Source organism: Pantoea sp. SJZ147, assembly GCF_007828605.1.
Classification (GTDB): domain Bacteria; phylum Pseudomonadota; class Gammaproteobacteria; order Enterobacterales; family Enterobacteriaceae; genus Pantoea; species Pantoea allii.
The window spans coordinates 133,237-159,090 of sequence record NZ_VIVB01000010.1 but is presented as its reverse complement, the minus strand read 5'-3'; the positions used below and the strand labels follow the sequence as shown (position 1 = coordinate 159,090).

Below are 25,854 nucleotides of genomic sequence, written 5' to 3'. Positions count from 1 at the left end.
TAAAATTATCAGGTTAGCGCAATATCACTGATGCCAGGTATAGTCTGAATCTCGGCGTTTGCGCGGTTTTAAGTTGGACGATTAGGCTAAAAGAAGCCATCTTTTAAACAGCGAAAGCAGGATGCTGTTTTCACGGCCGCGAACAAAACAACGACAACATCTCTCGCATCAGGACACAGCTATGAATACAGAAATTATTAATATCTGGCCAAATGGTGATGCGCCCGGTGCCAGCGATTCTCGTGCTCAGCCCCAGATAGTGGATACAGCAAAAGAGTACGAACCCTACGATCGCGTGGCAACCGGCGTGCGCTGCCCGGAAATGGCTATCTGGCACCCTGTGGAATCTAATGGGATTACGTTACTGGTCGCGCCAGGCGGCGGCTATCAACGCATCATGATCGATCGTGAAGGCAGCGCGCTCGCCACCTTTTTTACTTCAATGGGTTATACGCTGGCCGTGATGACCTATCGCCTGCCCTACGACGGACATCATGAAGGGCCAGATGCACCGCTGGCAGATGCACAGCGCGCCGTTCGCGTACTGCGTGAACGTGCACAGCGTGGGCTGAACGGTAAGTACATCGTCATGATGGGCTTTTCGGCTGGCGGTCACGTTACCGCGAGTCTGGGTACGCGTTTCGCCGAGAAACTCTATCCGGTTCAGGACAGTGCTGAAAACTTTTCACCCCGCCCGGACGCTATGGTGCTGGTTTATCCGGTCATCAGTATGCGTGACGGTCTGGCCCATGAAGGTGCACGCACCCGCTTATTAGGAGCATGGCCCGATCAGAAAGCCATTGATGCTTACTCTCTTGAAACCCGGGTGCACAATCAGGTACCGCCGACCTTGCTGATCCATGCCGCCGATGATGATGCCGTCCCCGTTAACAACAGCATGGTATTTTTTAGCGCATTACGGGAACACAATGTGCCAGTTGAAGTGCATTTCTACCAGAAGGGCGGGCACGGTTTTGGTATCCGTGGCGTAGCGGATTTGCCCCTCGCCAGTTGGCCGATGTTAGTGACCGAATGGCTCAGGGCAAAAACCTGAGGGATCAGGAAGCCGGAGGCGCTGCGTCACCTGCGGCGCTGCTCTCCGGCTGGCTGGCATCACTGCTGATCGTCGGTGAAGATGCTGTCGCGGGCGGCGTCATGAGCTTATCCCAGCCCGACTTGAGGCTTTTCACATTGGTTTCGGTTTCGCCTTCCGGCTGAATCAACACCATCATTAATTCCTGGCTGAGTTGCTGACGCAGCTCCTGATTCAGTTGATCGCGCGTTAAGCCAGCAAGGAAATCCTGACGCAGCTTTTGATACTGCTCTGGCGCAATATCCACCACTGAATTGCGCTGAGAACGTAAGCGCTGGCTGATCAATACGTCAGTGTCTGTGCGGGCATAGGTCGTGAAAAGCTTATTCAGTTCCAGCAGCTTTTGCGCCATCAGGGCATCAAACTCGTCCTGAGGCAAACCGTTATCGCGAACGGCAGCCAGCTCACGAGCGACCAGATTCATGTTCTGTTCAAGACTGTCATTGCGCGTGTCCATATTGATGGAACACTGCGCGCGCTGGTACAGCACCCGACAGTCAAAGCCAACCTGCACACCTTGTGCTTTCCTGTTGCTCATGGCCCGCTGAACGTGCCAGAACAGGGCTTCACGCGCCAGATCGCCTCGCCAGTAACGCTGTAAGTTCTGCGAATCCCGGATGGGCTGCCACGGTGTATCCCAGACAAGCGACAACCTGTCCTGCGTTAATGCCCCGCTGACCAGATTGACGGGATCGTGCGGTAAAGGCGACAGCGTAGGCATCGCCGCTGGCGTGCTGCGCTTACCTTCCAGCGGAGAGAACGCTTTGTTGATCTGCTCGGAAAGGCTGCGGCTGTCTACGTTACCGACGACATACAGTGTCATCGCATCTGGCGTATACCACTGCTGGTAAAAACTTTTCAGCTGCGCGGTGTCCACCGGCGCGCGCGGTTTTTCAGCCGGGTCATGCGCTAACAATGCCGACCCTTTCAGCCGATAGCGCCACCAGACATCCTGGGTATCCGCCGGCCAGGTTCTTACCGGGTCAGAAGCGGACAAGGCTGTGTCCACCACCTGATTGGTAATGGCCATATCCCCTGCCGTGGCCGCCAGCCAGTTCAAGGCTTCTTTCAATAGCTCAGGACGGTTGTTAGGCAGGCTTAAGTTGTATTGCGTGTAATCATACGAAGAAATAACGGGCGGTAAAGGTCGCTGTGGATCGATACTCTGCTGCCACAAAGCGCGCTGCTGGTTAGTATCCAGCGCCGTGTTATGCACCATCGCCAGACGTGACAGAAGATGGCTGAAACCGGTTTGCTGCGCACTTTCTACCAGTGAGCCGGTGTTTACCACCATACGCAATTCAATGCGATCGCTTGGCCGTTGCGGTGTTGCCAACAGTTGCCAGTTAAATCCGTTATCCAGTCTTCCCTGTTGCCAGGCTGGATCAGGTTGCAGCGTTTCTGCTGGCACACCGTAACTGGTCGCTGCCAGCACTAATCCACCAACCAAAAGCCGAATTCTGGTGCCCTGCATGTGAACCCCTACTCAAACAATTCAAAAATCGTTATCACTGGCACGTTTAGCCGCGTTTATAAGCGGACCGATCATTGCCGATTCGCGCTGCCGATCATTAACAACAGGTTTGACCACAGGAAGACCGGGATGTCACGCAACGAAGTGAAAAACGTTGAAAAAAACAAGTGGGGTTTATTATCCAAATGCCCGCTGTCAGGGCAAGTGACAGCGGGCATTTGAGAGGATTAAATCACATTCAAGCGTTAAATCGCCGATTCTGACGGGTTTTTTGCCTTATTTTTGCCCGCCAGCGTGTCGCCCAGCTGTTTTTTATCCAACTGATCGACCCATTTTGCCACGACCACCGTTGCAACACCGTTACCCACCAGATTGGTCAGCGCACGTGCTTCGGACATAAAGCGGTCAATGCCTAAAATCAGTGCCAGACCTGCAACCGGTAAATGTCCCACTGCCGAAAGCGTCGCCGCCAGGACAATAAAGCCACTGCCCGTTACCCCGGCTGCGCCTTTCGAAGAGAGCAGCAACACGACCAACAGCGTGATTTGATGGAAGATATCCATGTGGGCATTGGTTGCCTGGGCGATAAAGACGGCCGCCATCGTCAGATAGATTGAGGTGCCATCCAGGTTAAAGGAATAACCGGTTGGAATCACCAATCCGACAACGGACTTCTTACAACCCAGCCGTTCCATTTTATCCAGCATACGTGGCAGTGCGGATTCTGATGAGGAGGTTCCCAGCACAATCAGCAGCTCTTCTTTAATGTAGGCAATGAATTTAAAGATGCTGAAGCCACCGAACACGCGCGCAATCAGCCCCAGTACCACCACCACAAACAGAATACAGGTGATATAGAAGCAGATAATGAGCTGCCCAAGCTGTACCAGTGAACCGACGCCATATTTACCGATGGTAAAGGCCATGGCACCAAATGCCCCAATAGGTGCAAGGCGCATGATCATATTGATGATGCCAAAAATAACTTTGGAGAAGCTTTCGATCACGTTGAAAATTAAGGTGCCGGTGTTGCCCAGACGATGCAGCGCAAAACCGAACAGAACGGCAAACAGCAATACTTGCAGGATATTACCGCTGGCGAAGGCACCAATCACGCTGCCCGGAATCACATCCAGTAAGAAGGCAACGATGCCCTGCTGCTCGGCCTGCTGGGCATAAATGGCCACGGCTTTCGCATCCAGCGTCGCGGGATCGACGTTCATGCCCACACCAGGCTGGACGACGTTAACCACGATCAGACCAATCATCAGCGCGATGGTACTGACGATTTCAAAGTAGAGCAGCGCAACCGCACCCGTGCGGCCCACGGCTTTCATGCTTTCCATTCCGGCGATACCGGTCACAACCGTACAGAAAATAACGGGTGCGATGATCATCTTGATCAATTTAACGAAGCCATCCCCTAACGGCTTCATTTGGGTACCTAATTCTGGATAAAAATGGCCCATGAGTACACCAATGGCAATGGCGACCAGAACCTGGAAATAAAGGCTTTTAAATAGTTTCATAAACAGGTATCCACTAACGAATAGGGTAATGTTGTCGGATTTTTTATTGTGACTGGCTGGCAAGGCAGGCCGGACCAGACAGTTGACAGAAAATAACACTCTGTTTACGTGATTAATACAGGGCTGCAAAGTCAGGGGAAATGATACAAGCGTAATTCTGAACTGAAACGCTTCAGCAAGGGGTTTTGTAACTAAAATTCTTGCAAAATCAAGGAATCAGAGGGTTATTCGTGCAGGGGCGGCTTGCCAATCCATTGTTCGTTAAACTGCGCCAGCGGGACGGCCTCAGAATAGAGATAGCCCTGACCAATCGTGATACCACGCGCAAGCAGCCAGTCGCGTTGCTCGCAGGTTTCCACGCCTTCGGCAATCACATCCAGGTCGATAATATCCGCGATGGCAGCAACGATGCGAACCATGGTGTCATCCTCGGGTAAGGCGGCGACAAAGCTGCGATCCATTTTCAGCTTGTTAACAGGTAATGACTTGAACTGATGAAGGTAGTTGAGATTGGAATACCCCATGCCGAAGTCATCAAGCGCGACAGCAACACCGGTTTTTTGCAGCATGCGTAGCAGGGAAATGGCCTGTTCAGCATCGCCGATCTCCGCCGTTTCGGTCATCTCCAGCACCAGCGAGCCCGGCGCGATAGAATGGCGCGCCAACAGCGATTGCAAATGGCTGACGATGCTGGCATCACGTAACTGTACGGCTGAAATGTTGATGCTTAGCGGCACCGTCATGCCATGGCGCTGCCAGCCCGCCAGAATGCGACAGGCTTCTTCAAACACCCAACGGCCAATGGCAGAAATCACCCCGATTTCTTCGGCACTGGCAATAAACTCCTCGGGTAAACCGTAACTCCCGTCAGCCTGACGCATCCGCAACAGCGCTTCCGCCCCGGCTAAGTTACCGGTCCTCATATCGATCTGTGGTTGCAGGTAGAGGGCAAACTGGTCGTCGTGCAGGCCTTGTAAAATATCGTGTTCCTGGGTCAACCGTTTTTGCGCGCGTTCGGTCAATGCAGCGTCAAAAAACAGGATCTGATTTTTCCCCAGCCGGCGCGCGGACATCATTGCCGAGGTCGCTCTGTCCAGCATCTCAACGGCGCCCGTCGTATCGCGCTCTTCGCTTAATGCCAGACCGATACTGGCGTTTGGCCGCAGCTGTAGCTGTAGCTGATGCAGGTTTACAGGTTGATTCAGGCGAATCATCAGATTGCGGGCCAGACGCAGGGCGCGGAACGGCGTGTTGGCCGATTTCATCAGCAAGACAAAATCACTGGTGGTGATCTGCGCTAATACGGTGTGGTCATCAAGCGTACTGCGAATTTTCTCGACCAGCGTCAACATCAGCGTATCGCGCTGCTCATCGCTTAGTACGCCATTCGCTTCCTGTAAGGTCTCAATACGGATGACCATGATACTAAAGGCCTGCCGTCGATAGCCGATGAACTGTTCCAGCAACGCCACAAACAGCGCCCGGTTAGGCAGGTCGGTGACGTCAAAATGCGTTGTTAACCGACTCATCTCGTCATGAATGGACTCCAGTACATGTTGATTGCGGTTGTAACTGCGAATCAACATACCGATTTCGTCGTCGCGGTGCTCCGCCGGCAGCGTCAGTTTATGCGTAAGAATCGACTGGGGCGGCAATTCCTGTATTTCACGTGAAATACGCCGCAGTGGATGTACAACCAACCGGTTGATGCACCAGCTAATGGAGACGGAGAGGATCAGCGCCAGCAGCAGATAGGTGACAATCATCGTAGAGAGCGTACTCAGGATAAACTGATAAACACGCGATGAGTTCGCCTGCAGCACCAGATAAGCCAGCGGCTTGGGTAAGCCCGTATGCTCCACCGAATAGAGCGGCAGCGTGATTTGTACCGGCAGCTCAAACAGGCGGGCCACCAGCCTGGGCACCGGTTTTTCGTTTTCAAAATTCGCGTGTAGCGCCTGAAAAGCATTCGGCAACACCACATCCGCACGCGACAAAATGCCTGCCGGTTTAAGTGAGTTAAGAATGCGTTCGGCCTGAGGGATATCAGCTTTTAATACGGCATCAGACAGGGGCTGACGCACGGTGTGCGCGATATTTTCCATTTGCTGGGCGTATTCAATCCTGCGCTGCTGCACAAAATGGAACAGTTGAATAACGATAAAAATGCTGATGGTCACCGTCGCAATGAGAGAAACCGTCGCCATCTGTTTTATCGTAAGTGATCGGCTTACGCGCAAAAATTTACTCCCGGCTCGCTAAGAGCGTAGATATCCGTCAAGAAAAGCGCGTCAAGTATATCCTATCGCAGCGTTTTTTTGTGGCTTAAGGCGGCGGAAGCAGAGGATTCAGAAAGGCGGAGACAGCAAAAGCGAAATTTGCCACAGCCGCATCCTTTCAGTGTCGAACAACGAAAGGATGCCGCCGTTGCGTTTCAGACAGTTATCAATGCTTTTCCTGATAAGCCATCCAGGTCAGTAGCTGCAGGCTGGCAGAAAAGTAGTTCTGCTCAGGCGCCAGTTTGTCACTCAGGTAGCCCGTTTCGTTGAGCACCAGATCGCGCACCGCCAGCAAGCCGCCTTCCAGATGGTAAGGTGCTGCCGTATTGGCCAGGACATCGAACCAGGCCGGCGTATTCATACGACCGTAACCCTGCCAGAGACGCTGGAAAGGGCCCAGCGCCAGGCTTTGTGGATCGTACCACCAGATATTCAGCGGTACGCGGATGGCATCATAACTAAAGCGGTTCGAATAACCGACCGCGGGGGCCACTGAACCGTCCGCATTCAGCGCAACCCAATCCAGTGGAAGATCGCTGTTGCCAAAATGCATCTTACCCAGCAGCGTCATCCCACCATCAATCAGCTTGTTCCAGACCTGTAAATGGCTGCGCTGACCAAACTCCTGCCAGGCGACAAACAAGAAATAAGAGGGATTTAAAACAACATAACTGTTTTTATTGAATCCCTGCGCGCCAGGCATCAGCACGGTGTAACCACCAAAGTCCGCCACATCAAGTTTGACTATCGCACGTTGAATACGATCTGATGCCTGCTGGTAGTCGGCCACATTCCATTTTTGCGCCGCACGTTGTAATGCCCATGCAATCAGCACATCGCCATCGGAAGCGTTATTTTTATCCGCGATGGGGTCCTGAGCGGTGGGGACATAGCGCCAGTAAAACAGATCGTTTTGCGGATTGCGCAGGGTGGTACGCGTCCATGTCCAGAGCCGATCGAAGGTTGCACGGTCGTTGTAGGCTACCGCCAGCAACATGCCATAACCCTGGCCTTCTGTATGACTGACATTATTATTCGCCGTATCAATAATGCGTCCGTCTGACTGGAGAAAACGGCTCTTATACGTATCCCAGCCATTTGCCATTGCCTGGGCATTGAAAAACATCACCATAAAACAAACCAGAACACCTGACCACACTGGCTTAACTCTCATCAGAGCACCTTATTGATATCGAAAATGCATGGTATTGCCATCGTTCAGTTCCAGCACAACCGGCACTGCTTTGCTGCCGCCCTGCCCCTGAAGCCAGCCGGAAAACAATCCCGCCAGTATGGCGCCCAATGCCGACTGCCAGTGTGCGGCCGGCTGATTGCTGTCGCCTGCAGGTAATGCATAATGCTTAATTAACACGGCATTTTCCTGCGGCTGTAACTGAACAAATCCCCAGTTAAACCGGGCCAGTTGCAGGTTAAACTCGCGTTCAAGATCCTGCACGGTACGCGATTCAGGTAAAGGATAGCGCGCCGCCAGCGATTCACCCATGCTGTACAGAAAAGCCTCTGCCTGCTCCTGACCGGCGTTGGCAATCATCCCTTCGACCAGTACGCTGACCAGATCAAACCAGCCGGGCTGATGCGGGTGGGTTCCCCCGCCAAATGCTTCACTCATTACTTCTCTCCGAACAGATAACGGAAATAGAGCTGTGCGGTGCTCTCGTTATAATCACCAAAGGTGTCATAACCCAGCTGCCCGCCAATCGTGACATCTTTATCAATTTTATAATCCGCGCCCGCATGCAGGTTATAACCTACACCGTTTTTGCTGTTGCCGTCATAGAAGGCACTTTTCACATCGCCCCTGGCGGCCAGCCTTTCCAGCTGTGCCTGGCGGCCCGCATCGCCCGGGAAATACGCACTCTTATCCTGGCTGTAGCTCTGGTAGCCCACGGCACCGCCAATATTGACTTTAAGATCGTCAAACGTGCGCGAGAAGTCGATCGGGAAGGAAATCGAGGCGTAATCCTGCGGACTGAAATAGCCGCCCTGACCATAGCTAAAGTAGCTGAGGTTTTTCGAGAAGTTCATCCACGACAAACTCATGCCCACCTTGAGTTCACGATCGTCAGCATAGAAGGGACGGACATAAACACCGGCATTAGCCTGCAGGTTGTTGTTACTGGCCACGTTATTCCCCACGTAGCTGTAAGCCCCTGCCCCGACAAACAGACCGGCATCGCCATTGTCATAACTCAGTAATGCATTGCCACCGTTTTTGGTGACGTTACCCCAACGTTTACCGCTGGATTTATCTTCCGTGCCGACATAAGACAGCAGACTGTCGGTAATCGCACGGCGCTCACCGGTCAGAATCAGCGTCAGGAAATCCGTGAGTTTCGGCGACCATTGCACACCACCCACCAGCGTATTGAGATCCTGGCCCAGCGGCGTGCTGCCGAGATCGACTTTGTAGCTATCGCCCTGGAGTGCCAGATTCAGCTCGACGCCGGATGCGCTTTGCGAGTCTGTCGAGGCATTCGGGACATCATCCACTTTGGCAACACGGGACGCGACCACTTTGCCCTGTTCCAACGCATTCGTACCAAAACGACGCCAGGCATCGCCTGCACCGCTTCCGGCGGTGAGTGAAATCGGTGTCATCATAAAGTTGAACCGCACATCGCCAAACGGCACGGTGGAGAAGGTCAACGGTGCTTTCGCTTCCGTCAATTGACTCAGCCCTGACTCACCGTCACGCCCGCGGACCTGTACCGCGCCCTGCGCCCAGGTGCCGGTTTTCTCCTGCAGGGTCTCCATCATGGTGTCAATGTCGTGCAACGTCTGTGCCTGCTGCGAAGGAACCGTGTTGGCACGGGCAACGGCGACATCCTGCGATCCCTCTGCCGAGACCGGGGCAACCTGCCACGGCAGCACGGTGCCATAACTGGACGGCGGGTGTCCAACAGGGGAGGTGCTGCGGTCAATAAAGGGATTGTCGGCCAGCGCCAGTCCACCAATGGTAGGCGTTGCGCCAGCCTGTGCGCCTTGCAGACCAATAATCTGCCCGCGTGCAGCGCGCAAATAACGCATGGCTTGCGTATGTTCGCCATTGGCCTCGGCAACCTGAGCCAGCAGCAACTGACGCTGTGGTGTCTGGCTCTGCGTAAGGCCACGGGTCAGTTCATTGGCACGCTGCACGTTGTTTTGTGCCAGGGCGACATTGATGGCCCCAACGCGCGCATCCTGGGAGGGCGTATCCTGCGTCATCAGGTAGTCGTAAACCACGCCCGCGTCTTTGTTCATTTTGCCGTCCTGGTAGAGACGAGCCATGGCAAACATCAAATCACGGTTTTGCGGATCGCGCTGCAGTGCACCAATCAACTTATCGTAGGCAGCGGCATACTGTTTTTGCTGTCGTAGCCGATCAACATCGTTAATCAGATAACCTTCGCGTATATCTGCCAGCTGTTTTGGTGTGCTGCGTGCCTGCAGTTCTGGCAAGCTGAGAAAACGCTGCGCCTCATTGTCCAGGCCGGCCTGATTCAGTACGGCTACCTGAGTAGCATAATCACCAACATTACCCTGAACACCGCGCTGCATATTACCGCGCACCACGGCCACCGCCGTGGTGATATCGCCCGCTTTCGCCAGCTTCTGCGCCAGGTTTCCGGCATCAACCGGGTTATCTGGCGGATTCACCGCCAGCGCTTTTAACGTGTTTGCCGCCGCCGCATTCGATCCTTGTGCCAGATACTGATCGGCCGTCGCCATCTGCAGATTGAAATTCACACGCTGGGCCAGCTCCCGCATATCACGGGTTTGGCCGCTGGCAGGGATCTGCGCCAGCAGCGAACTTGCCTGCTGCCAGGCACCGCTTTCACTGGCGTTAATCGCGCCCGCATAGCGTTCTGTGATGCTGGCACCACTGCGCATGACCGGCTGCATGACGCCCGCAGCCAGCATGGTATTCCCTTGCTGGCGGTAAAGACGCGCCAGGTCGAGACGCAACCAGCCGTCCTGCGGATAACGTTGAATGCCCTGCTGCAGTGTTGCAATAGCGGCACTGATATTACCTGCCGCAACCTGACGTTTCGCCTGCTGGCGAATCGGGTCAACGCTGCTGCCTCGCGGTGCCACACTTTGCCTGACGCTTTCGGGCAGCGAAGCCAGTAACGTATTGGCTTCAGCGCTGCGGTTCTGCTGGCGCAGTACATAGAACAACCCTTCGCGCGCGCTGCGGTTATCGGGATCGTTTTTCAGTATCGCGCGGTAAGCCTGCTCCGCCTGGTCGGGTTGATTACTGCGGCGCAAAATGTCGGCGCGGAATAAGCCCGCCGCCACGCCCTTCTCGCCTTCTGCATGCGTAAGCGGTTCGCTGATCGCCAGTGCCTGTGCCCTGTCGCCATTTTTCAATGCTTGCTGGGCGCTGGCTAACTGTGCATAAAAACGGGCATCGGCTGCCTGCTTCTGGCGATCGGCGCTTTGATCGCCGCCCAGTTGCGCCGCACGCTCCAGATAATCCGCTGCGTCCTGGTAACGACCTTCTCGTTGTGCCACATATCCCATTCCGGCAAGCGCATCCGCGTCCTGAGGGTTGGCCTGTAACACCTTTCCAAAATTGCTTTGCGCGCTGTTCACGTCGCCGCTGTTTAGCGCGCTAAAACCTGCGCCTTTTTCTGCCCCTCCCACGTTTTTACGGTAATAGTCCATTACCGCATTATCCTGGGGGTGCCGCTGCTGCCAGGTCTGATAGAGCGGCGCGTCCGACGTCTGCGGGCCGAGCCACAACAGCGCCTGACGAAGAGAACGATCGGCATCCTGATTGCCGCTTGCCAGCGTACTGAGCAAGTCAATGCCTTCACGCCGGGTAGCGTCCTGATAAGTCAGCGCCTTACCCAACGCCAGTTTGGCACCCGTATCCTGCGGATGCTGCGCTGAAAAAGCACGTAACGCTTCAATAGCCTGCGGCAGCAGCGTGCGGTCACCGGCCATGGTGAGGTAATATTCGGCGGCAACGCTGGGTGGCGGTTCATTGCCGCTGAACGTATTACGCCAGGTCTGTAAGGCAGCCGCGATATTCCCGCTTCTTGCCTGCTGGCGAGCCAAAGAGAGCTGCGCCTGAGGAATGGTCTGCAACTGACGGGCATTATCCAGTTCAGACAGGTGCGGATCGTCAGGCGAAACCTGACTCAGACGCGTGCGATACTGCATCGCCCCTGCGCTGTCACCGCTTTGCTGTGAATAGAGCGCCAGCAGATAAAGCGCCTGGCTATTGTTCGGCTCAACCATTAACACTTTTTGCAGCGACGCTTTTGCCAGATCGTCATGGGCTTTTTGATGCCAGTAAGCCGCCTGATCAAAGAGCGCCTGTAACGCTGGATTGCTGCTCTCCGCCGCCTGCAGCGGCAGAGACAGTGAGAGCGCGCTACCCAGTAACAACGCACGACAGATACCGGCACTGATTTGGTTTTTATTCATTATTATGGCCCTTACTTCTTACCGGCATCGCGATCGTGTTTTGGCTGTAGTCGCCGCGAAGCATGTCGTTTCAGCATAACCCACGCAGCACTCCCTACGACGGCGGAAAGCAACAGCGCCGTCAGCGCCATCAATACCGAGTGCTGGTTGGCATACCACACCACCATCATGTACCACGGCATTTCACCGCTGGGGAACTGCGGACCTACCCGGAAGCTCCGGATACCGTTCTCATCAGTCATAATCGCGGTATCACCCCGCACCGCGGCGTTGATGCGGGCGGAGCCCAAATCATCATGCAGACGCAGCAGTTGATCATCGCTAGTCGCCACTGCCATCACCACCAGGCGATCCGGATTCCACATTGAGCGATAGCTTAAAAAGCCACGCCAGGACTCATTCGAAGAGAAATAGCGATCGGCATCCAGCGGTTGACGATTCCAGTCACCCATCAGCCAGCTGCGTAACTTTTCGAGCGTCGTGGGTTCTTTCACCCCTATCGCACTGCCGCTGGCGTCATAGGGTGAGTTTGCCAGCATTGCCTGGTTAAACGCGCTGTTGCCTGTGGTACTCACTGCCAGTAAGTCGCTTTGCTGAACGCGGGCCAGATTATTGCCCCCATTTGGCAAGCCAAAGAGTACCTGGTTTTGTGCCAGCGCCACGCCCGTGGCATTACCGGCCCTGGCGGACAGATTTAATAGTGTTGATATCTCCGCATCACTGGGATTCGCAGGCAGGAGCAGCGTGGTCTGTGAAAAGTCAGCAAGTCGGGAAAACGGAAAGGAGGCACCGACAAAGTATGAGAGATTCGGCAACATACTGAAGTGCCGCGTATGGCTTAAATCAATCCATGAGTCGTCTTCAATACGGCTTTTGATGTTGTTGTTCAACAATACACCGCAGGGCGCATCGGCTTTTGGCTTGATATTGAAGTAGAGCGCCAGTTGGTTGTCGCCATAAATCAGATAGGGATCAAGGTTGATTTGATAGTGCTCCTGACGCGCATCACCGCCTAAGCGGTGCCACGCGCTCTCCAGCAACCCCACTTTATTGACCGTCAGATTACGCAGGAAAGTGCCGTTTAACGTAACGTTAAGCAGCGAGTTTTTCTCGTCAATCCAGTTTTCTGACGGAAAACGGTAGTGCAGATACAGCGGAACCGAATCACCATCCCACAGGAACAGGTCGGGTGCTGCCCGGAAATTCACCCGCATCGCATCGTGCCAGATACCGGTCGCCGTAAGGCTTTGATCTTTCCGCAGCAGCTCACTCAGTCGTACCGGATGCGCCGTGTTGATCCAGTGCGGTGCATCGTAAGGCGTACGGCTGGCTATGGATTGCGGTTTGACCTGCAAGCTGTTGCCGTCAGTGGTAAGAGGCTGGATAGTCAGACGATTGGCGGCCTGCCGCAGCTGACTTTCATCCTCACCACTGACCAGCAAGAGCTTATAAACCGGATTACCCGGGTTATCGACCATTTGCAAAGATGGGCCACTGCTGGCAGGAAAGGTTAACGTGCCAATCTTGTCACCGGGGTGACCAAACAGAATGCCGTTTTTTTCCGGCAGATTACCGCGCACCACAGGGAAATTAATGCCACGGTAATCACTCTGGATGCCCAACCAGGAAGCCACCAGCACCGCCGCCGTCACCGCATCTGGCGCGACATTGCTGGTAAAGCCAAACGTCACCTCCGCTGCGGTCATACGCTGCGGATCGACAAATGGCCGCGGGAAATTACGCAGGCTGGTACCAATGTTTAACTGCTGGCCCTCAAGGCTCAACATTGTTTTAGGCAGAATGGTCACCTGATACTGCTCTGCACTGTCTTTTTCACACAGCAGCTTATCGGCGTCGTTAATTTTGAAGCTCAAATTGTTGTTAGACACAATCATCGCCGCCGGAATGTCTAGCTGATAATCGCTTTCATCGCTGTCACCCGACCCCAGCGGCAGCGTGCCAAGCGGTTGTCCGTTTAACATCAACTGCAGTGAGGTGTTGCGCGCAGCCAGCGCCTGAGAGACGCGCAGTGACAGGTTAAGACGGGCGTTGGTTACCACCTCATCGCCTGGCAGCGTAAAAATAATGCCTGACTGTAGCTGACCGCCGGTCAGCGTAATGCCCTGGCGCTGTCCCATCTGTGCCACGTTCAGCGTGCTGCTCACCGGTTGGTTGAGCATGCTGCTGGCGAAGGATGTCGTGCCGACAGCGGTAACGGCCTCGCCTGGCCTGTAAGGCGTGGCGCCAGCGGCGGCCTCCAGACCCGGTTCCGCATTATCGAGACCGGCTGGCGGTGGAACATGTGATAACGCGCTGCTGTCCTGGGTAACGGGCGAACGGCTACTGTCGGACGATGTCTCTACGGAGGCGGGTGCCCCTTCGCCGTTCGGTTTTGGCGTATCCGAGGCGGTTGCGCCCGAAGTCACTTCATTAACGGGCGCGGTGCTACTGGCGGGTGCCGTACTGTTCTCAGTCAAACCCGAACTGCCAACCGGTGCCGCCGGGTTACCTGTCGTACCGTCAGTGTGGCGAGTCAGAGCAGGATCGCTGCCCGGTGCCGCGCTGTTATTCGGCGCAGCACTGCTGTTCGGGGCGGCACTGTTATTCGGCGCATCACTGCTATTCGGTGCAGCACTATTATTCGGTACGGCACTGTTAATCGGCGCAGCACTGCTATTCGGTGCGGCACTGTTAATCGGCGCATCACTGCTATTCGGTGCGGCACTGTTATTCGGCGCAGCACTGCTATTCGGTGCCGCGCTGTTATTCGGCACTACGCTGCTCTCTGGAAGAGGCGTTTCAGCCGAGGCCGGCATGACCCACAGCACAGCCGACAGAGAACCCGCCAGCATCGACTGTATCAAGATCCTCATACTGCGCTGTCCTCTTTCGCCGCAACGTCCGGGCCGCTCTTACGTTTCTCACGACGATCTATCCAGGTCAGCCAGAACAGTTCGAAAACCGTACGAATGATGGTTCCCAGAGAAGTTAACGGGTTGTCTTGCTTATATTCAGGCTGGATCCATGCATCAGCACGTGCCAGCACCACACGGACCAGTTCACGGCGACGCGCCAGCGGCATCGCGCCAAAGCTCAGACGAATGCTTTCTTCATCGCCCGAGATTTTAGTCGCCGGGATAGTAATGGTGCCTGACTTCAGTAACAGATCGATCTCTTCAATCGTATCCTGCTCATGACGGTTATCCGGTGCATCCAGATTCGCACCGCCCATCGACAGGTCGCTGGTCATGGTGCGGGATGAGATACCGCTGGCGTAATGGATAATGGCCGGAATCTGCACTTCAATACGAATCGTTTTTCGTACCTGCTTGGTTTCGCGTGCCACAGCAATCGCCGCCATTAAAATGATCAAGCTGAAGACAGCCCAGCCTACATTGAGCGCAATCACGTAGGGGTCAACGCCAAAATAGTCATGCATCGTGGCACGTACAACGCCCGCAACAATGCCAATGCTAAGCAAAATGGCGACAATCACGTGTGGACGTACGATATGGAAATCGAAGAAGCCCTGATCCAGTACTCCGCCCTTATCCGTCACGTTAAATTTCCCATGTTTGGGTGAAAGCAGCGTGATAAGCGTTGGGATAACCAGATGGAAGCACATCACCGTTTCATAAATTTCGCCCCAGAAGGTGTAGCGGAAACGGCCATTCATGCGTGAGTTAACGTACAGAGACAGCACCAGATGCGGCAAAACGTAGGCGAAAATCAGCGACGCCGACGAATGGATGATATTCAGATTAAACAACAGATAGGCCAGCGGCGCGGTCAGGAAGGCCACTCGCGGCAGACCGAACTGGAAATGCAACATAGCATTCAGGTAACACAGTCGCTGCTGCCATTTTAAGCCTCGTCCCAACAATGGGTTATCCACGCGAAAAATCTGCGTCATACCGCGTGCCCAGCGGGTGCGTTGAATCACATGCAGCCCAAGGCGCTCTGTGGCCAGCCCCGCAGCCAGCGGAATCGCCAGAAACGCCGAGCCCCAGCCCAGACGCTGCATTTTCAGCGCAGTGTGCGCATCTTCGGTGACCGTTTCTACAGCGAAACCACCGATCTCTTCCAGCGCTGAACGACGAATCACGGCACAGGAACCACAGAAGAAAGTCGCATTCCAGTTGTCGTTGCCCTGCTGAACCGGGCCATAAAACAGCGATCCCTCATTTGGGATACTGCGAGCCGCACGCAGATTGCGCTCAAAAGGGTCGGGAGAATAAAAGTAGTGCGGCGTCTGCAACAGAGCCAGCTTAGGATCGGTCAGAAACGGGCCAACCGTGGCCTGCAGGAAAGTGCGGGTCGCGACGTGGTCACAGTCAAACACGCAGATCAGCTCACCTTTGGTGATCTTCATCGCGTGATTCAGATTACCGGCTTTAGCATGGCTGTTATCGTCACGCGTGATATAACCCACGCCGACATCGGCAGCGAAAACGGCAAATTCTCTGCGTTTACCGTCATCAAGCAGGTAAACCTTTATTTTATCGCGTGGATAGTCGATGCACTGAGCCGCCAGCACCGTATCACGCACGACGTCGAGGCTTTCGTTATAGGTCGGGACATAGACATCAACCGTCGGCCATAAGCTGGTGTCTTCCGGCAAGGGTTCAATAGTACGTTTTAAGGGCCATGTGGTTTGCAGGAAACCCAGGATTAAAATCAGCCAGACGTACAGCTCGGCAATATATAAGCCGATGCCAAGAATCGCTTCGATTTCCGAATTAAAATACAGGGTTTCAGTCGTTCGCCACCATATATACCGGGATGACATCAGGGCGGACAGAATAACCATTACCACCGTTATTTTACGGCTTTTGCTTACCCCTAACAAAAACACCATACCAATGCTGATCAAGCCAAAAATATACTGCTTTTGGCTATCCATCGGCGTGATAATGATCACCGCGGCAACAGGTGCAAGCACCAGCAGCAGCAGGTAAAACCCGATTTTACTCATGTCCCACCCTGAAAAGAGCTGTTTTTTTAAACCTGGCAAGCCAGGTCATTACATTTAGTAGTTGCTGGTGTGAATCTGAGCCTGAACTTCGCCATTACCTACAGTGATATTCAGCGTACTGGCGACACGTTTGGCGATCAGTTCAATATCAAAGGCAGCGGCGGATGAAGGGCTAAAATCATAAACAGACTGCTGTGATGCATTGGCTTCGCCCACGCTTTCATCGCGATGAATCTGGCCCAAAAGATTATCGCCGAGACGTTGCTGAATAAAAGCGGTCACATCACGATTAATATTTCGACGATTGTCACACTGATTCAGAACAAAATAATGCCCATGTTTACTATTCAGCGGCTGACCAATCAGGCGATTTTCCTCAATATGGGGCAATAACGACACTGAGGCGGTATCGGCTAACATCACCACCAAATGCATATCGGCTAATGCCTTGATTGCTTTAAGCGCTGGCCCGGGGCCTGGAGGAAAATCCGCAACCATGACCAGACCCGGATAGTTCAGTAAGGTGTCGAGACCTCGCTTGATAAAGTGAGGATCTTTCGCCAGGTTCTCTTCAAACCGTTCACGCTGGGATTCAGTGACATTGCCATAGGGGAGAACAAAAATATTCCCGCCGGTGGTCAGAATAGACTGGCTCCAGTCCGCCTGTTCCTCAGAACGTGCAACAAAGCCCCGCCCATCATGCAGCGGCACGCCAAAATGGAGGCGCAATGCATTCTGTACATCAAAATCGATTGCCAACACTTTGCTACCCGAGCGGGCCAGACTCCAGGCCAGATTGGCTGCCAACGTAGTTTTCCCCACCCCACCTTTGGGCGAGCACACACAAACTAACGGCATAAGGCAATCTTCTCCAGTAGCGGTTTTAATAACGTTTCTTTCGGTAAATTTTCTGATCCACTGTTGCGCGCGCGGAACAGTCCGCTAAAGCGGCCATTGTCCGTCTCGGCAGGCGCGTCACGATTCGGCTGCGCCGTGACAGGCGGTGTCGGTATTGCGTTCTCCTGTACGGGAGAAGCCTCTGCTGTTTTCTGCACCTCTGCAGAGACGGATTGCGCTGTGGGTGCCGGGAACAGAGATGAAGTGGAGGAGGTTGAAACGGGCACCACCACTTCAACATGAGGTTCATTGCCGTTCAGGCTGCTCATGATGGAGCTGGAAGACGCCGCTGCGGGCTTGGTCACATTCGGAGATAACGCGGCCACAGCAGTCGTGCTGAATTCATCACCCTGAATCGGTTGTGGCTGTGGCAGATCAATGCGTTGGCCACCACTGAAAGGCATTTGCGTCTCTTCACACGCCAGTTGACGAATGAGAGACCATTTACTTTTATCCGCCGCTTCCTGCGATTGGCCTGACATATCCTGAAAGGCGATGTCGAGCGTTTTTGTCTTTTCCTTAAAACGCTGTAAGTCGTCGTAATTTTTCATAGACCATGGCCTACAACAGAGGGAGGATTTTTCCAGGAATATATCATAATAATTTAAACACAGTGAGATAATTCTGATTACAAAACCGACATATTCAATAAGAAAGCTTAATGCTAATAGCCATTCTTTAGCAATAAATGAGTACCTTTTCACATATATCACTAAAAATTGTTGAGACAACTTTAAGTTAAATATCATCACAAATGATTAACATCTTAGCGATCGCTAACATCAGGATAGCTGCTGTTACAACCTTTTGTATTTACTGGTAAAAAAAAACCTCATTCGCTTTCGGGTTTTACAGGCCTTTTTGTGCCCGTCTGGAGAGACTTTTACGTTATCGAATTATGGTTAGTAAAGTATTACTGTGCTAATTATCACCGGATAAAAACCGTTCAATGTTGAAAACGTTGCCTTTTACGCCTTTTCGGAACAGTGACTTTTTTTCTTCCATCAGAAAATTAAAAAAATTGAGAGGTTATTCTCTCGTAAATGAATGGAACTCAAAGTCTGAAAAAGCACAGAGAAAAACGCTGTTTGTTTGACCATTTAATCCAACCCGCTTCATCTCCATTCTGGACAGTGAGGCTAATGATTCGGCTTGTCGCAAAGGTTGCGTTAACGCAGCGCGCCAGGCATGACCCCATTCGAATACGTCACAGGGTGTTTTTCACTGGATGAGCTGTCGCATTGAACAAAACACCAGGCATTATCGGGGCGCTTACAGACAGGCGGGGCAGAAGGGGAAGGCCCGTAATGTTATCGGGCCGGGTAATACGATGAAAGCGTAGCTGTAACCTGTCATCTTGATGGCGGAATCCTGGCCGTTTCTACCCGCAAGGATTCCGCCCGCCAGTATGTTAAGGCTGACTGGCAGTTTCACCTGATTCAATCAACTGGTTTTCATCCTGATCAACTGCGAAGCAGGCGATCTGCTGATCACCGTACTGCTTGAGCTTAGGCTGCAGCTGAACGCAGGTGCCAAAGCGACGCCGGCAGCGCGCGTTAAATGCGCAGCCCGGAGGCGGATTGAGCGGGCTGGGCAGTTCGCCGGTCAGCTTGATACGTTCGCGGCGCTCGTCAGGATTGAGCCGCGGCGTGGCAGAGAGAAGCGCTTGTGTGTAAGGATGGCGCGGATTGGCAAAAATCGCCTCTTTGCTGCCCTTTTCAACACAACGACCCAGATACATCACCATCACTTCATCGGCAATATGCTCTACCACGGAAAGATCATGAGAGATGAAAACATAGGACAGCCCCATCTCTTGCTGTAGATCCATCATCAGGTTAAGCACTTGTGCACGTACCGACACGTCCAGTGCTGAAACCGGCTCATCGGCAATCAGCACGTCTGGCTCAAGCATCAGGCCACGGGCAATCGCAATACGCTGACGTTGACCACCCGAAAACATATGCGGATAACGATCGTAATGCTCGGTTTTCAGCCCCACTTTGGCCATCATCTCCAGCGTTTTTTCGCGACGTTCCGCTTTGCTGAGTGAGGTATTAATCACCAGAGGTTCTTCCAGGATCTGACTGACTTTTTTGCGCGGATTCAGCGAGCCGTACGGATTCTGAAACACGATCTGAATTTTCTGCCGACGCAGCTTCTGCGCCTGAGGATCGTGTTTTAACAAATCCTGGCCGTGCCAATAGAGCTGCCCTTCTGTCGGTGTTTCTATCATGGTCAGTAAACGGCCCAGCGTAGACTTGCCACAACCCGACTCACCGACAACCGCCAGGGTTTTACCGCGTTCCAGATTAAAAGAGACGCCATCCAGCGCTTTTACCAGCCGCTCCTGACCAAACAATCCTTTCTTCACCGGATAGTGTTTTTTCAGGTCAATGGCCTGTAGCAGATACTCGTGCTTAGTATTATCAGGACTCATAAGTTGGTCTCCCGGCATCGTCCAGCGGATAGTGACATTTGGACTGACGTCCCGGAATCGTCCGCAGTTCAGGTTCTTCTTTACGGCAACGATCGTTGGCATAAGGACAGCGTGGATTAAGCAGGCAGCCTAACGGACGATCGTATTTTCCAGGCACAACACCGGGTAAGGAGGCCAGCCGCGCTTTATCCGCCGCGAATTCCGGCAACGCCCGGAGCAGAGCCTGCGTATAAGGATGACGTGGTGCTTTAAAAATGTCGGTCGCTTTGCCGCTCTCCACAACCTGCCCGGCGTACATCACAATAATGTGATGTGCGGCTTCTGCCACCAGCGCCAGATCGTGCGTGATCAGGATCAGCGCCATGTTTTCCTGCTGTTGCAGATCCAGCAACAGCTCAATGATCTGCGCCTGAATCGTTACGTCCAGCGCGGTGGTGGGCTCATCAGCAATCAGCAGCTTTGGACGACAGGCAATCGCCATCGCAATCATTACGCGCTGGCTCATCCCGCCTGAGAGCTGGTGAGGATAAACATCCAGACGCGAGGCAGGATCGGGAATGCCCACTTGATCCAGTAAGTCGATTGCCCGCTGACGGCGGGTACTTTTATTACCGCCCTGGTGCACCTTAATGGCTTCCATAATCTGATAGCCCACGGTGTAGCACGGGTTCAGGCTGGTCATCGGGTCCTGAAAAATCATCGCGACTTCAGCGCCCACTAACTGGCGACGCTCTTTTTCAGAAATGCGCTGCAAATCCCGTTGATTGAATTCGAGTTTTTCTGCCATCACTTTGCCGGGAAAATCGATCAATCCCATGATGGCCAGAGAACTGACGGATTTACCCGAGCCAGACTCGCCGACAATGCCCACGACCTGGCCCTGCTCAACCTGATAACTGATGCGATCGACTGCCCGGAACGGTGCCTTCTCGTCGCCGAAATGCACCGACAATTTGTCTATATTTAATAACGCCATCTCGGTGCCTCTTTACTGCTTGAGTTTCGGGTCGAGTGCATCACGCAAACCATCGCCCATCAGGTTAAATGCCAGCACGGTAAGCAGAATGACTAACCCAGGGAAAGTCACCACCCACCAGGCACTTTGCGCATACTGCAATACGTCGGAGAGCATGGTGCCCCACTCCGGCGTTGGCGGCTGCGCACCCATACCGAGAAAGCCCAACGCCGCCATGTCGAGAATGGCGTTGGAAAAGCCTAACGAAGCCTGAACGATCAGCGGTGCCAGACAGTTAGGTAAAATATTCACAAACATCTGGCGCAGCATACCGGCCCCCGCCACACCAGAAGCGGTCACGTAGTCCCGGTTGACTTCAACCAGCACCGCCGCGCGCGTCAGACGGATATAGTGGGGCAGCGCGACAAACGTCAGCGCGATAGAAGCGTTGACGATCGACGGGCCAAAAATGGCTACCAGCACCAGCGCTAACAGCAGGCTTGGCAACGCCAGCATAATATCCACCAGGCGCATAATCGTGGCATCAACCGCCCCGCCGATATAACCGGCCAGCAAACCAAAAATGACGCCAAAAATCAGCGACAGCACCACCACCATGCAGCCCACCAGTAACGACAGGCGCGCGCCATACATCAGGCGCGATAAAATATCGCGGCCGACATCGTCGGTGCCCAGGATGTAGCTCCAGTTTCCGCCTTCCTGCCAGACAGGAGGATGCAGCAGAGCATCACGAAACTGTTCGGCTGGGCCGTGCGGTGCCAGTACATCAGCAAAGATGGCGATCAACAGCATTAACACGATGTAAACCAGGCCGGTTACCGCACCTTTATTACGTTTGAAGTAGTGCCAGAATTCCTGAATCGGGGTCATCGGCTTGGGTGCAATATTTACGCTTGCGGGATCAACAACAGACATGATGCCCCCTTATTTCTTATGACGTATGCGCGGATTCACCACGCCATACAGCAGATCAACCAGCAGATTGACCAGGATAATCAGTATTGCCGTCAGCAGCACACCGCCCTGCACAACCGGATAGTCACGGCGTTGCAGCGCTTCGATTAACCAGCGTCCCAGGCCCGGCCAGGAAAAGATGGTTTCGGTCAGGATAGCGCCTGCCAGCAAGGTGCCGACCTGCAGGCCAATCACGGTGACAACCGGCAACATCGCATTACGCAGAGCGTGGATGACAATGACGCGCATACGCGTCAGGCCTTTCGCACGCGCCGTGCGGATATAATCTTCTCCCAGCACTTCCAGCATGGAAGAACGCGTCATACGCACGATGACCGCCAGCGGAATCGTACCCAGCACGATAGCGGGTAAAATCATGTGCATGACCGCATCTTTGAAGTCGCCAGGCTCACCCCAGATCAATGTATCAATCAGCATGAAACCGGTCAGTGGATGGCTGTCGTCCAGGAACACGGTATCCGCAACACGGCCAGAAACCGGGGTAAGGTTAAGCTGCACCGAAACCAGCATAATCAGCATGATGCCCCACCAGAAAATCGGCATGGAGTAGCCGGTGAGGGAAATACCGACGGCGGTGTGATCAAACACCGAGCCACGTTTCACCGCAGCCATAACGCCGACCGGAATCCCGACGCAGACCGCAAACAGCATTGCGCACATCCCCAGCTCAAGCGTGGCTTTAAAGCGCGGGACGAATTCGGTCCAGACGGGAATGCGGCTTTTCAGTGAAATGCCTAAATCACCATGCAGCACGCCATAGATATAGTGCAGATACTGTTTCCACAGCGGCTGATCGAGCCCCATCATCGCCATCAATTCAGCATGACGCTCTGGGGAAATACCGCGCTCGCCTGCCATGATAAGCACCGGATCGCCCGGAATCATATGAACAAACGCGAAGGTCAATAATGTAATACCGATGAACGTTGGGATGACAAGCCCCAGACGCCGGAGTATGAACTGCAGCATAGGCGTAATTCTCAGTCGTTTTCCCCTGGCCCTGGCCAGAGATAACATTGCTCATTAACCGCATCCAACGAAAGCCGGACGCGACGCAAGAAGCGCTTCTTAGGTAAAAGTAAATAGCCGGAAAAAAAGAGCAGATAACAGGCGATCGGAGGAGATCGCCTGAGGGCCGGCAAAACCGGCCCTTACTGCAATAATCCGAAAGGTTATTCCTGAATATCGACGGTATCGAAGTGATGTTTACCTAATGGATCGACGACATAGCCAGTGACTTTCTTACTGACAGGCTCGTAAACGGTTGAGTGAGCAATGATCAGCGCAGGCGCCTGGTCATGCATCACTACCTGAGCTTGCTTGTAATACTCAATACGTTTGTTGTGATCGGATTCTGCACGTGCTGGCTGAATCAAATCTTCAAACGGCTTATAGCACCAGCGGGAATAGTTCGAACCATCTTTGGCCGCCGCACAGCTGAACAGCGTGGCGAAGAAGTTATCTGGGTCCCCGTTATCACCGGTCCAGCCCATCATCACAGTTTGATGTTCGCCCGCTTTGGCGCGTTTCAGGTACTCGCCCCACTCATAGGTCACGATTTTGGCTTTCACGCCAATTTTTGCCCAGTCAGACTGAATCATCTCCGCCATACGGCGCGCGTTCGGGTTGTAAGGACGCTGAACCGGCATTGCCCACAGATCGATAGAGAAACCGTCCGCCATACCCGCTTCTTTCAGCAGGGCTTTAGCTTTTTCAGGATCGTAAGCATAGTCTTTAACGTCCTTGTTATAGCCCCACATTGTTGGTGGGATCAGGTTTTTCGCCGGCTGGCCAGCGCCCTGATATACCGCATCGATAATGGCTTGCTTGTTAACCGCCATGGTCAGCGCCTGACGCACTTTCACGTTATCCAGCGGTTTTTTCTCGGTATTAAATGACAGGTAACCGACGTTCAGACCAGGCTGTTCCATCAGGTTAATTTTGCTGTCTTTTTTCATGCTGGCGATATCGGCCGGATTTGGATACGGCATGATCTGACATTCGCCTTTCTGCAACTTGGCATAGCGAACTGACGCATCTGGCGTGATAGAGAAGACCAGGCGATCAATTTTTGGCTTGGTTCCCCAGAAATCCGGGTTAGCTTTATACAGAATACGCGAGTCTTTCTGGTACTGCTGGAGCACAAATGGCCCGGTACCGACAGGGTTCAGGTCAACTTTCTCTGGCGTACCGGCCTTCAGCATGTTGTCGGCATATTCTTTGGACAGGATGGAAGCGAAATCCATACCCAGATCGGCCAGGAAAGGCGCTTCAGGGCGCGTCAGCACAAAGCGTACCGTGTGATCGTCCACTTTTTCGATTTTGCTGATCAGCTTCGGCATATCCATACCTTCAAAGTACTCATAGCTGCCGCCAGAGACATTGTGGTACTTGTTGCTTTTATCTAACTGGCGCTCGAAAGAGAACACCACGTCATCAGCATTGAATTCACGCGTAGGCTTAAAATCTTTAGTGGTTTGCCATTTCACGCCATTGCGTAAATGGAAGGTGTAGGTTTTGCCGTCAGCGCTGACGTCCCACTTTTCTGCCAGGCCCGGCACCAGTTCGGTGGTACCGGTTTTGAATTCAACCAGACGGTTATAGATAGGCACAGAGCTGGCATCGTATGTCGTACCAGAGGTAAAGAGCTGCGGGTTGAACCCTTCCGGAGAACCTTCAGAACAATAAACCAGGGTTTTCGCTTGAACACTTGCGGCTATGGTCATGGCTATCAGGCTCAGACCGACCTTCAGCATCCTGGATTTAGCCAGGGAGTTGATCATGCTTTTGCTCCATTGTGATGTGTTGTTGTGTGCATTGCCTGACCTCTGGTTTTTTTATGCGGTTCAGGCGGTCCACCCAGCGGGTGTGATAAGAGTGAGATAGTTTTCTTTTGATAATGCTGATTGATAAGTACCCATCAGAAAAATCTGTATCTGCACTGTTATTGACGCATCAATTTGTCAACAGTTGCAAAGAACGTCAATACAACGGTTAGTTATTTACACAGAGTGTGAGGAATAGCAAGCAACGATAAAAAAAACCCTTACTGACGTTATGCCATACATTGCATAGCGGGACGGGTTTATTCGCCATCTATTCTGCTGTGAGAGGCGGCAGACAGTAGTGATTCGCGCTAAAAAAAATCGTGCATCATTTAGCGCCAAATGTTGGATATCTGAACGATTACCCGTGCGTTATGACGTTCATCTAGCGAAAAATGCTGTCATTTTTGAGTGAAAAATTAACAATTATTCTTTTTGTGGCATAACCAAAACTTATCTTTGATCCGCCGACATCCCTCAGGCGAGAAGGGCTGTGTCGGGATTAAACCGAAAAACGGCTGTCTGTCGGTGAAATTGATTTCAAGGAAGAATTATTGGTTTTTTGGAAAAATCTGGCATGAGATATTCTAATAGCAGAGCGGGGCAATAAAGCCTGAAAAGCGTTTTTCACCCTGCCTGTGTTGAGATGAACGCCTTTTGCCAGGCCGATTAGCTGCTCGCGCAGGCAAAAACCCCGCTATCGGTGGCGTTGCCTGGGTCGGTTTACTAAAGGGATGGGATGAGGCGCAGGCCGTTGCCTTCGCAACGTTGTCTCGCTTCGCCCGGCGCAAACGGCCTTCGGAGGTTCTCATCCTCATTTTATTCAGGCGAAAAAAAACCTGTCTTTTCAGACAGGTTTCTTAAAAATGGTCGGCGAGAGAGGATTACGCGCCCCTGCGGGACGCGCCCTTCGGGCCGTTGCCTTCGCAACGTTGTCTCGCTTCGCTCGGCGCAA

Annotated in this window: 16 protein-coding genes; 1 reads left to right on the top strand and 15 read right to left on the bottom strand. The window is 53.2% G+C overall.

The features are described from left to right. The first annotated feature begins 181 nt into the window (after positions 1–181). Complete coding sequence (locus FBY13_RS15665) at positions 182–1,054, top strand: alpha/beta hydrolase (RefSeq protein WP_063877876.1); 873 nt, start codon at positions 182–184, stop codon at positions 1,052–1,054. A gap of 4 nt (positions 1,055–1,058) precedes the next feature. Here the strand turns inward: FBY13_RS15665 and FBY13_RS15660 are convergent, their stop codons facing one another. The 15 genes from FBY13_RS15660 to dppA all read right to left on the bottom strand — a co-directional run bounded on the left by FBY13_RS15660 (position 1,059) and on the right by dppA (position 24,857). Further along, positions 1,059–2,567: a pitrilysin family protein gene (locus tag FBY13_RS15660; RefSeq protein ID WP_063877874.1), complete on the bottom strand. Its 1,509-nt coding sequence runs from the start codon at positions 2,565–2,567 to the stop codon at positions 1,059–1,061. A 245-nt stretch (positions 2,568–2,812) separates the two neighbouring features. Further along, on the bottom strand, positions 2,813–4,102 hold the full coding sequence (locus FBY13_RS15650; protein WP_172823917.1) for a dicarboxylate/amino acid:cation symporter: 1,290 nt from the start codon (positions 4,100–4,102) through the stop codon (positions 2,813–2,815). A 218-nt stretch (positions 4,103–4,320) separates the two neighbouring features. After that, the gene (hmsP, locus tag FBY13_RS15645; RefSeq protein ID WP_145394575.1) at positions 4,321–6,336 is read right to left on the bottom strand and encodes a biofilm formation regulator HmsP; all 2,016 of its coding nucleotides are present in this window, start codon (positions 6,334–6,336) and stop codon (positions 4,321–4,323) included. Positions 6,337–6,541: 205 nt separating this feature from the next. Beyond that, entirely contained in the window at positions 6,542–7,549 is a 1,008-nt protein-coding gene (locus FBY13_RS15640; protein WP_063877870.1) for a glycosyl hydrolase family 8, read from the bottom strand. 9 nt (positions 7,550–7,558) lie between these two features. Beyond that, the gene (gene bcsD / locus FBY13_RS15635) at positions 7,559–8,005 is read right to left on the bottom strand and encodes a cellulose biosynthesis protein BcsD (protein ID WP_096012921.1); all 447 of its coding nucleotides are present in this window, start codon (positions 8,003–8,005) and stop codon (positions 7,559–7,561) included. Continuing rightward, positions 8,005–11,811 carry a cellulose biosynthesis protein BcsC gene (locus FBY13_RS15630; protein WP_145394574.1) on the bottom strand — a complete coding sequence of 1,269 codons (3,807 nt, stop codon included), beginning with the start codon at positions 11,809–11,811 and terminating at the stop codon, positions 8,005–8,007. Before FBY13_RS15630 ends, bcsD begins: the two co-directional genes overlap by 1 nt. Positions 11,812–11,822: 11 nt before the next feature. Further along, positions 11,823–14,684 carry a cellulose biosynthesis cyclic di-GMP-binding regulatory protein BcsB gene (bcsB, locus tag FBY13_RS15625; protein ID WP_145394573.1) on the bottom strand — a complete coding sequence of 954 codons (2,862 nt, stop codon included), beginning with the start codon at positions 14,682–14,684 and terminating at the stop codon, positions 11,823–11,825. After that, positions 14,681–16,786 carry a UDP-forming cellulose synthase catalytic subunit gene (gene bcsA, locus FBY13_RS15620; protein ID WP_063877864.1) on the bottom strand — a complete coding sequence of 702 codons (2,106 nt, stop codon included), beginning with the start codon at positions 16,784–16,786 and terminating at the stop codon, positions 14,681–14,683. Before bcsA ends, bcsB begins: the two co-directional genes overlap by 4 nt. A 54-nt stretch (positions 16,787–16,840) precedes the next feature. Further along, complete coding sequence (gene bcsQ / locus FBY13_RS15615; RefSeq protein WP_063877863.1) at positions 16,841–17,644, bottom strand: cellulose biosynthesis protein BcsQ; 804 nt, start codon at positions 17,642–17,644, stop codon at positions 16,841–16,843. Beyond that, complete coding sequence (gene bcsO, locus FBY13_RS15610) at positions 17,635–18,234, bottom strand: cellulose biosynthesis protein BcsO (RefSeq protein WP_145394598.1); 600 nt, start codon at positions 18,232–18,234, stop codon at positions 17,635–17,637. The genes bcsQ and bcsO overlap by 10 nt, the downstream gene beginning before the upstream one ends. 860 nt (positions 18,235–19,094) lie before the next feature. After that, positions 19,095–20,123 (bottom strand): dipeptide ABC transporter ATP-binding subunit DppF, encoded by a 1,029-nt coding sequence (gene dppF / locus FBY13_RS15605; RefSeq protein ID WP_096012917.1) that lies wholly within the window; start codon positions 20,121–20,123, stop codon positions 19,095–19,097. Then, entirely contained in the window at positions 20,113–21,099 is a 987-nt protein-coding gene (gene dppD / locus FBY13_RS15600) for a dipeptide ABC transporter ATP-binding protein (RefSeq protein ID WP_063877859.1), read from the bottom strand. The genes dppF and dppD overlap by 11 nt, the downstream gene beginning before the upstream one ends. A gap of 12 nt (positions 21,100–21,111) precedes the next feature. After that, on the bottom strand, positions 21,112–22,014 hold the full coding sequence (gene dppC, locus FBY13_RS15595; protein WP_063877858.1) for a dipeptide ABC transporter permease DppC: 903 nt from the start codon (positions 22,012–22,014) through the stop codon (positions 21,112–21,114). Positions 22,015–22,023: 9 nt separating this feature from the next. Next, a complete protein-coding gene (gene dppB, locus FBY13_RS15590) occupies positions 22,024–23,043 on the bottom strand; it encodes a dipeptide ABC transporter permease DppB (RefSeq protein ID WP_063877857.1) in 1,020 nt (339 codons plus the stop codon). A 203-nt stretch (positions 23,044–23,246) separates the two neighbouring features. Beyond that, positions 23,247–24,857 carry a dipeptide ABC transporter periplasmic-binding protein DppA gene (gene dppA / locus FBY13_RS15585; RefSeq protein ID WP_063877856.1) on the bottom strand — a complete coding sequence of 537 codons (1,611 nt, stop codon included), beginning with the start codon at positions 24,855–24,857 and terminating at the stop codon, positions 23,247–23,249. Positions 24,858–25,854: the final 997 nt, after the last annotated feature.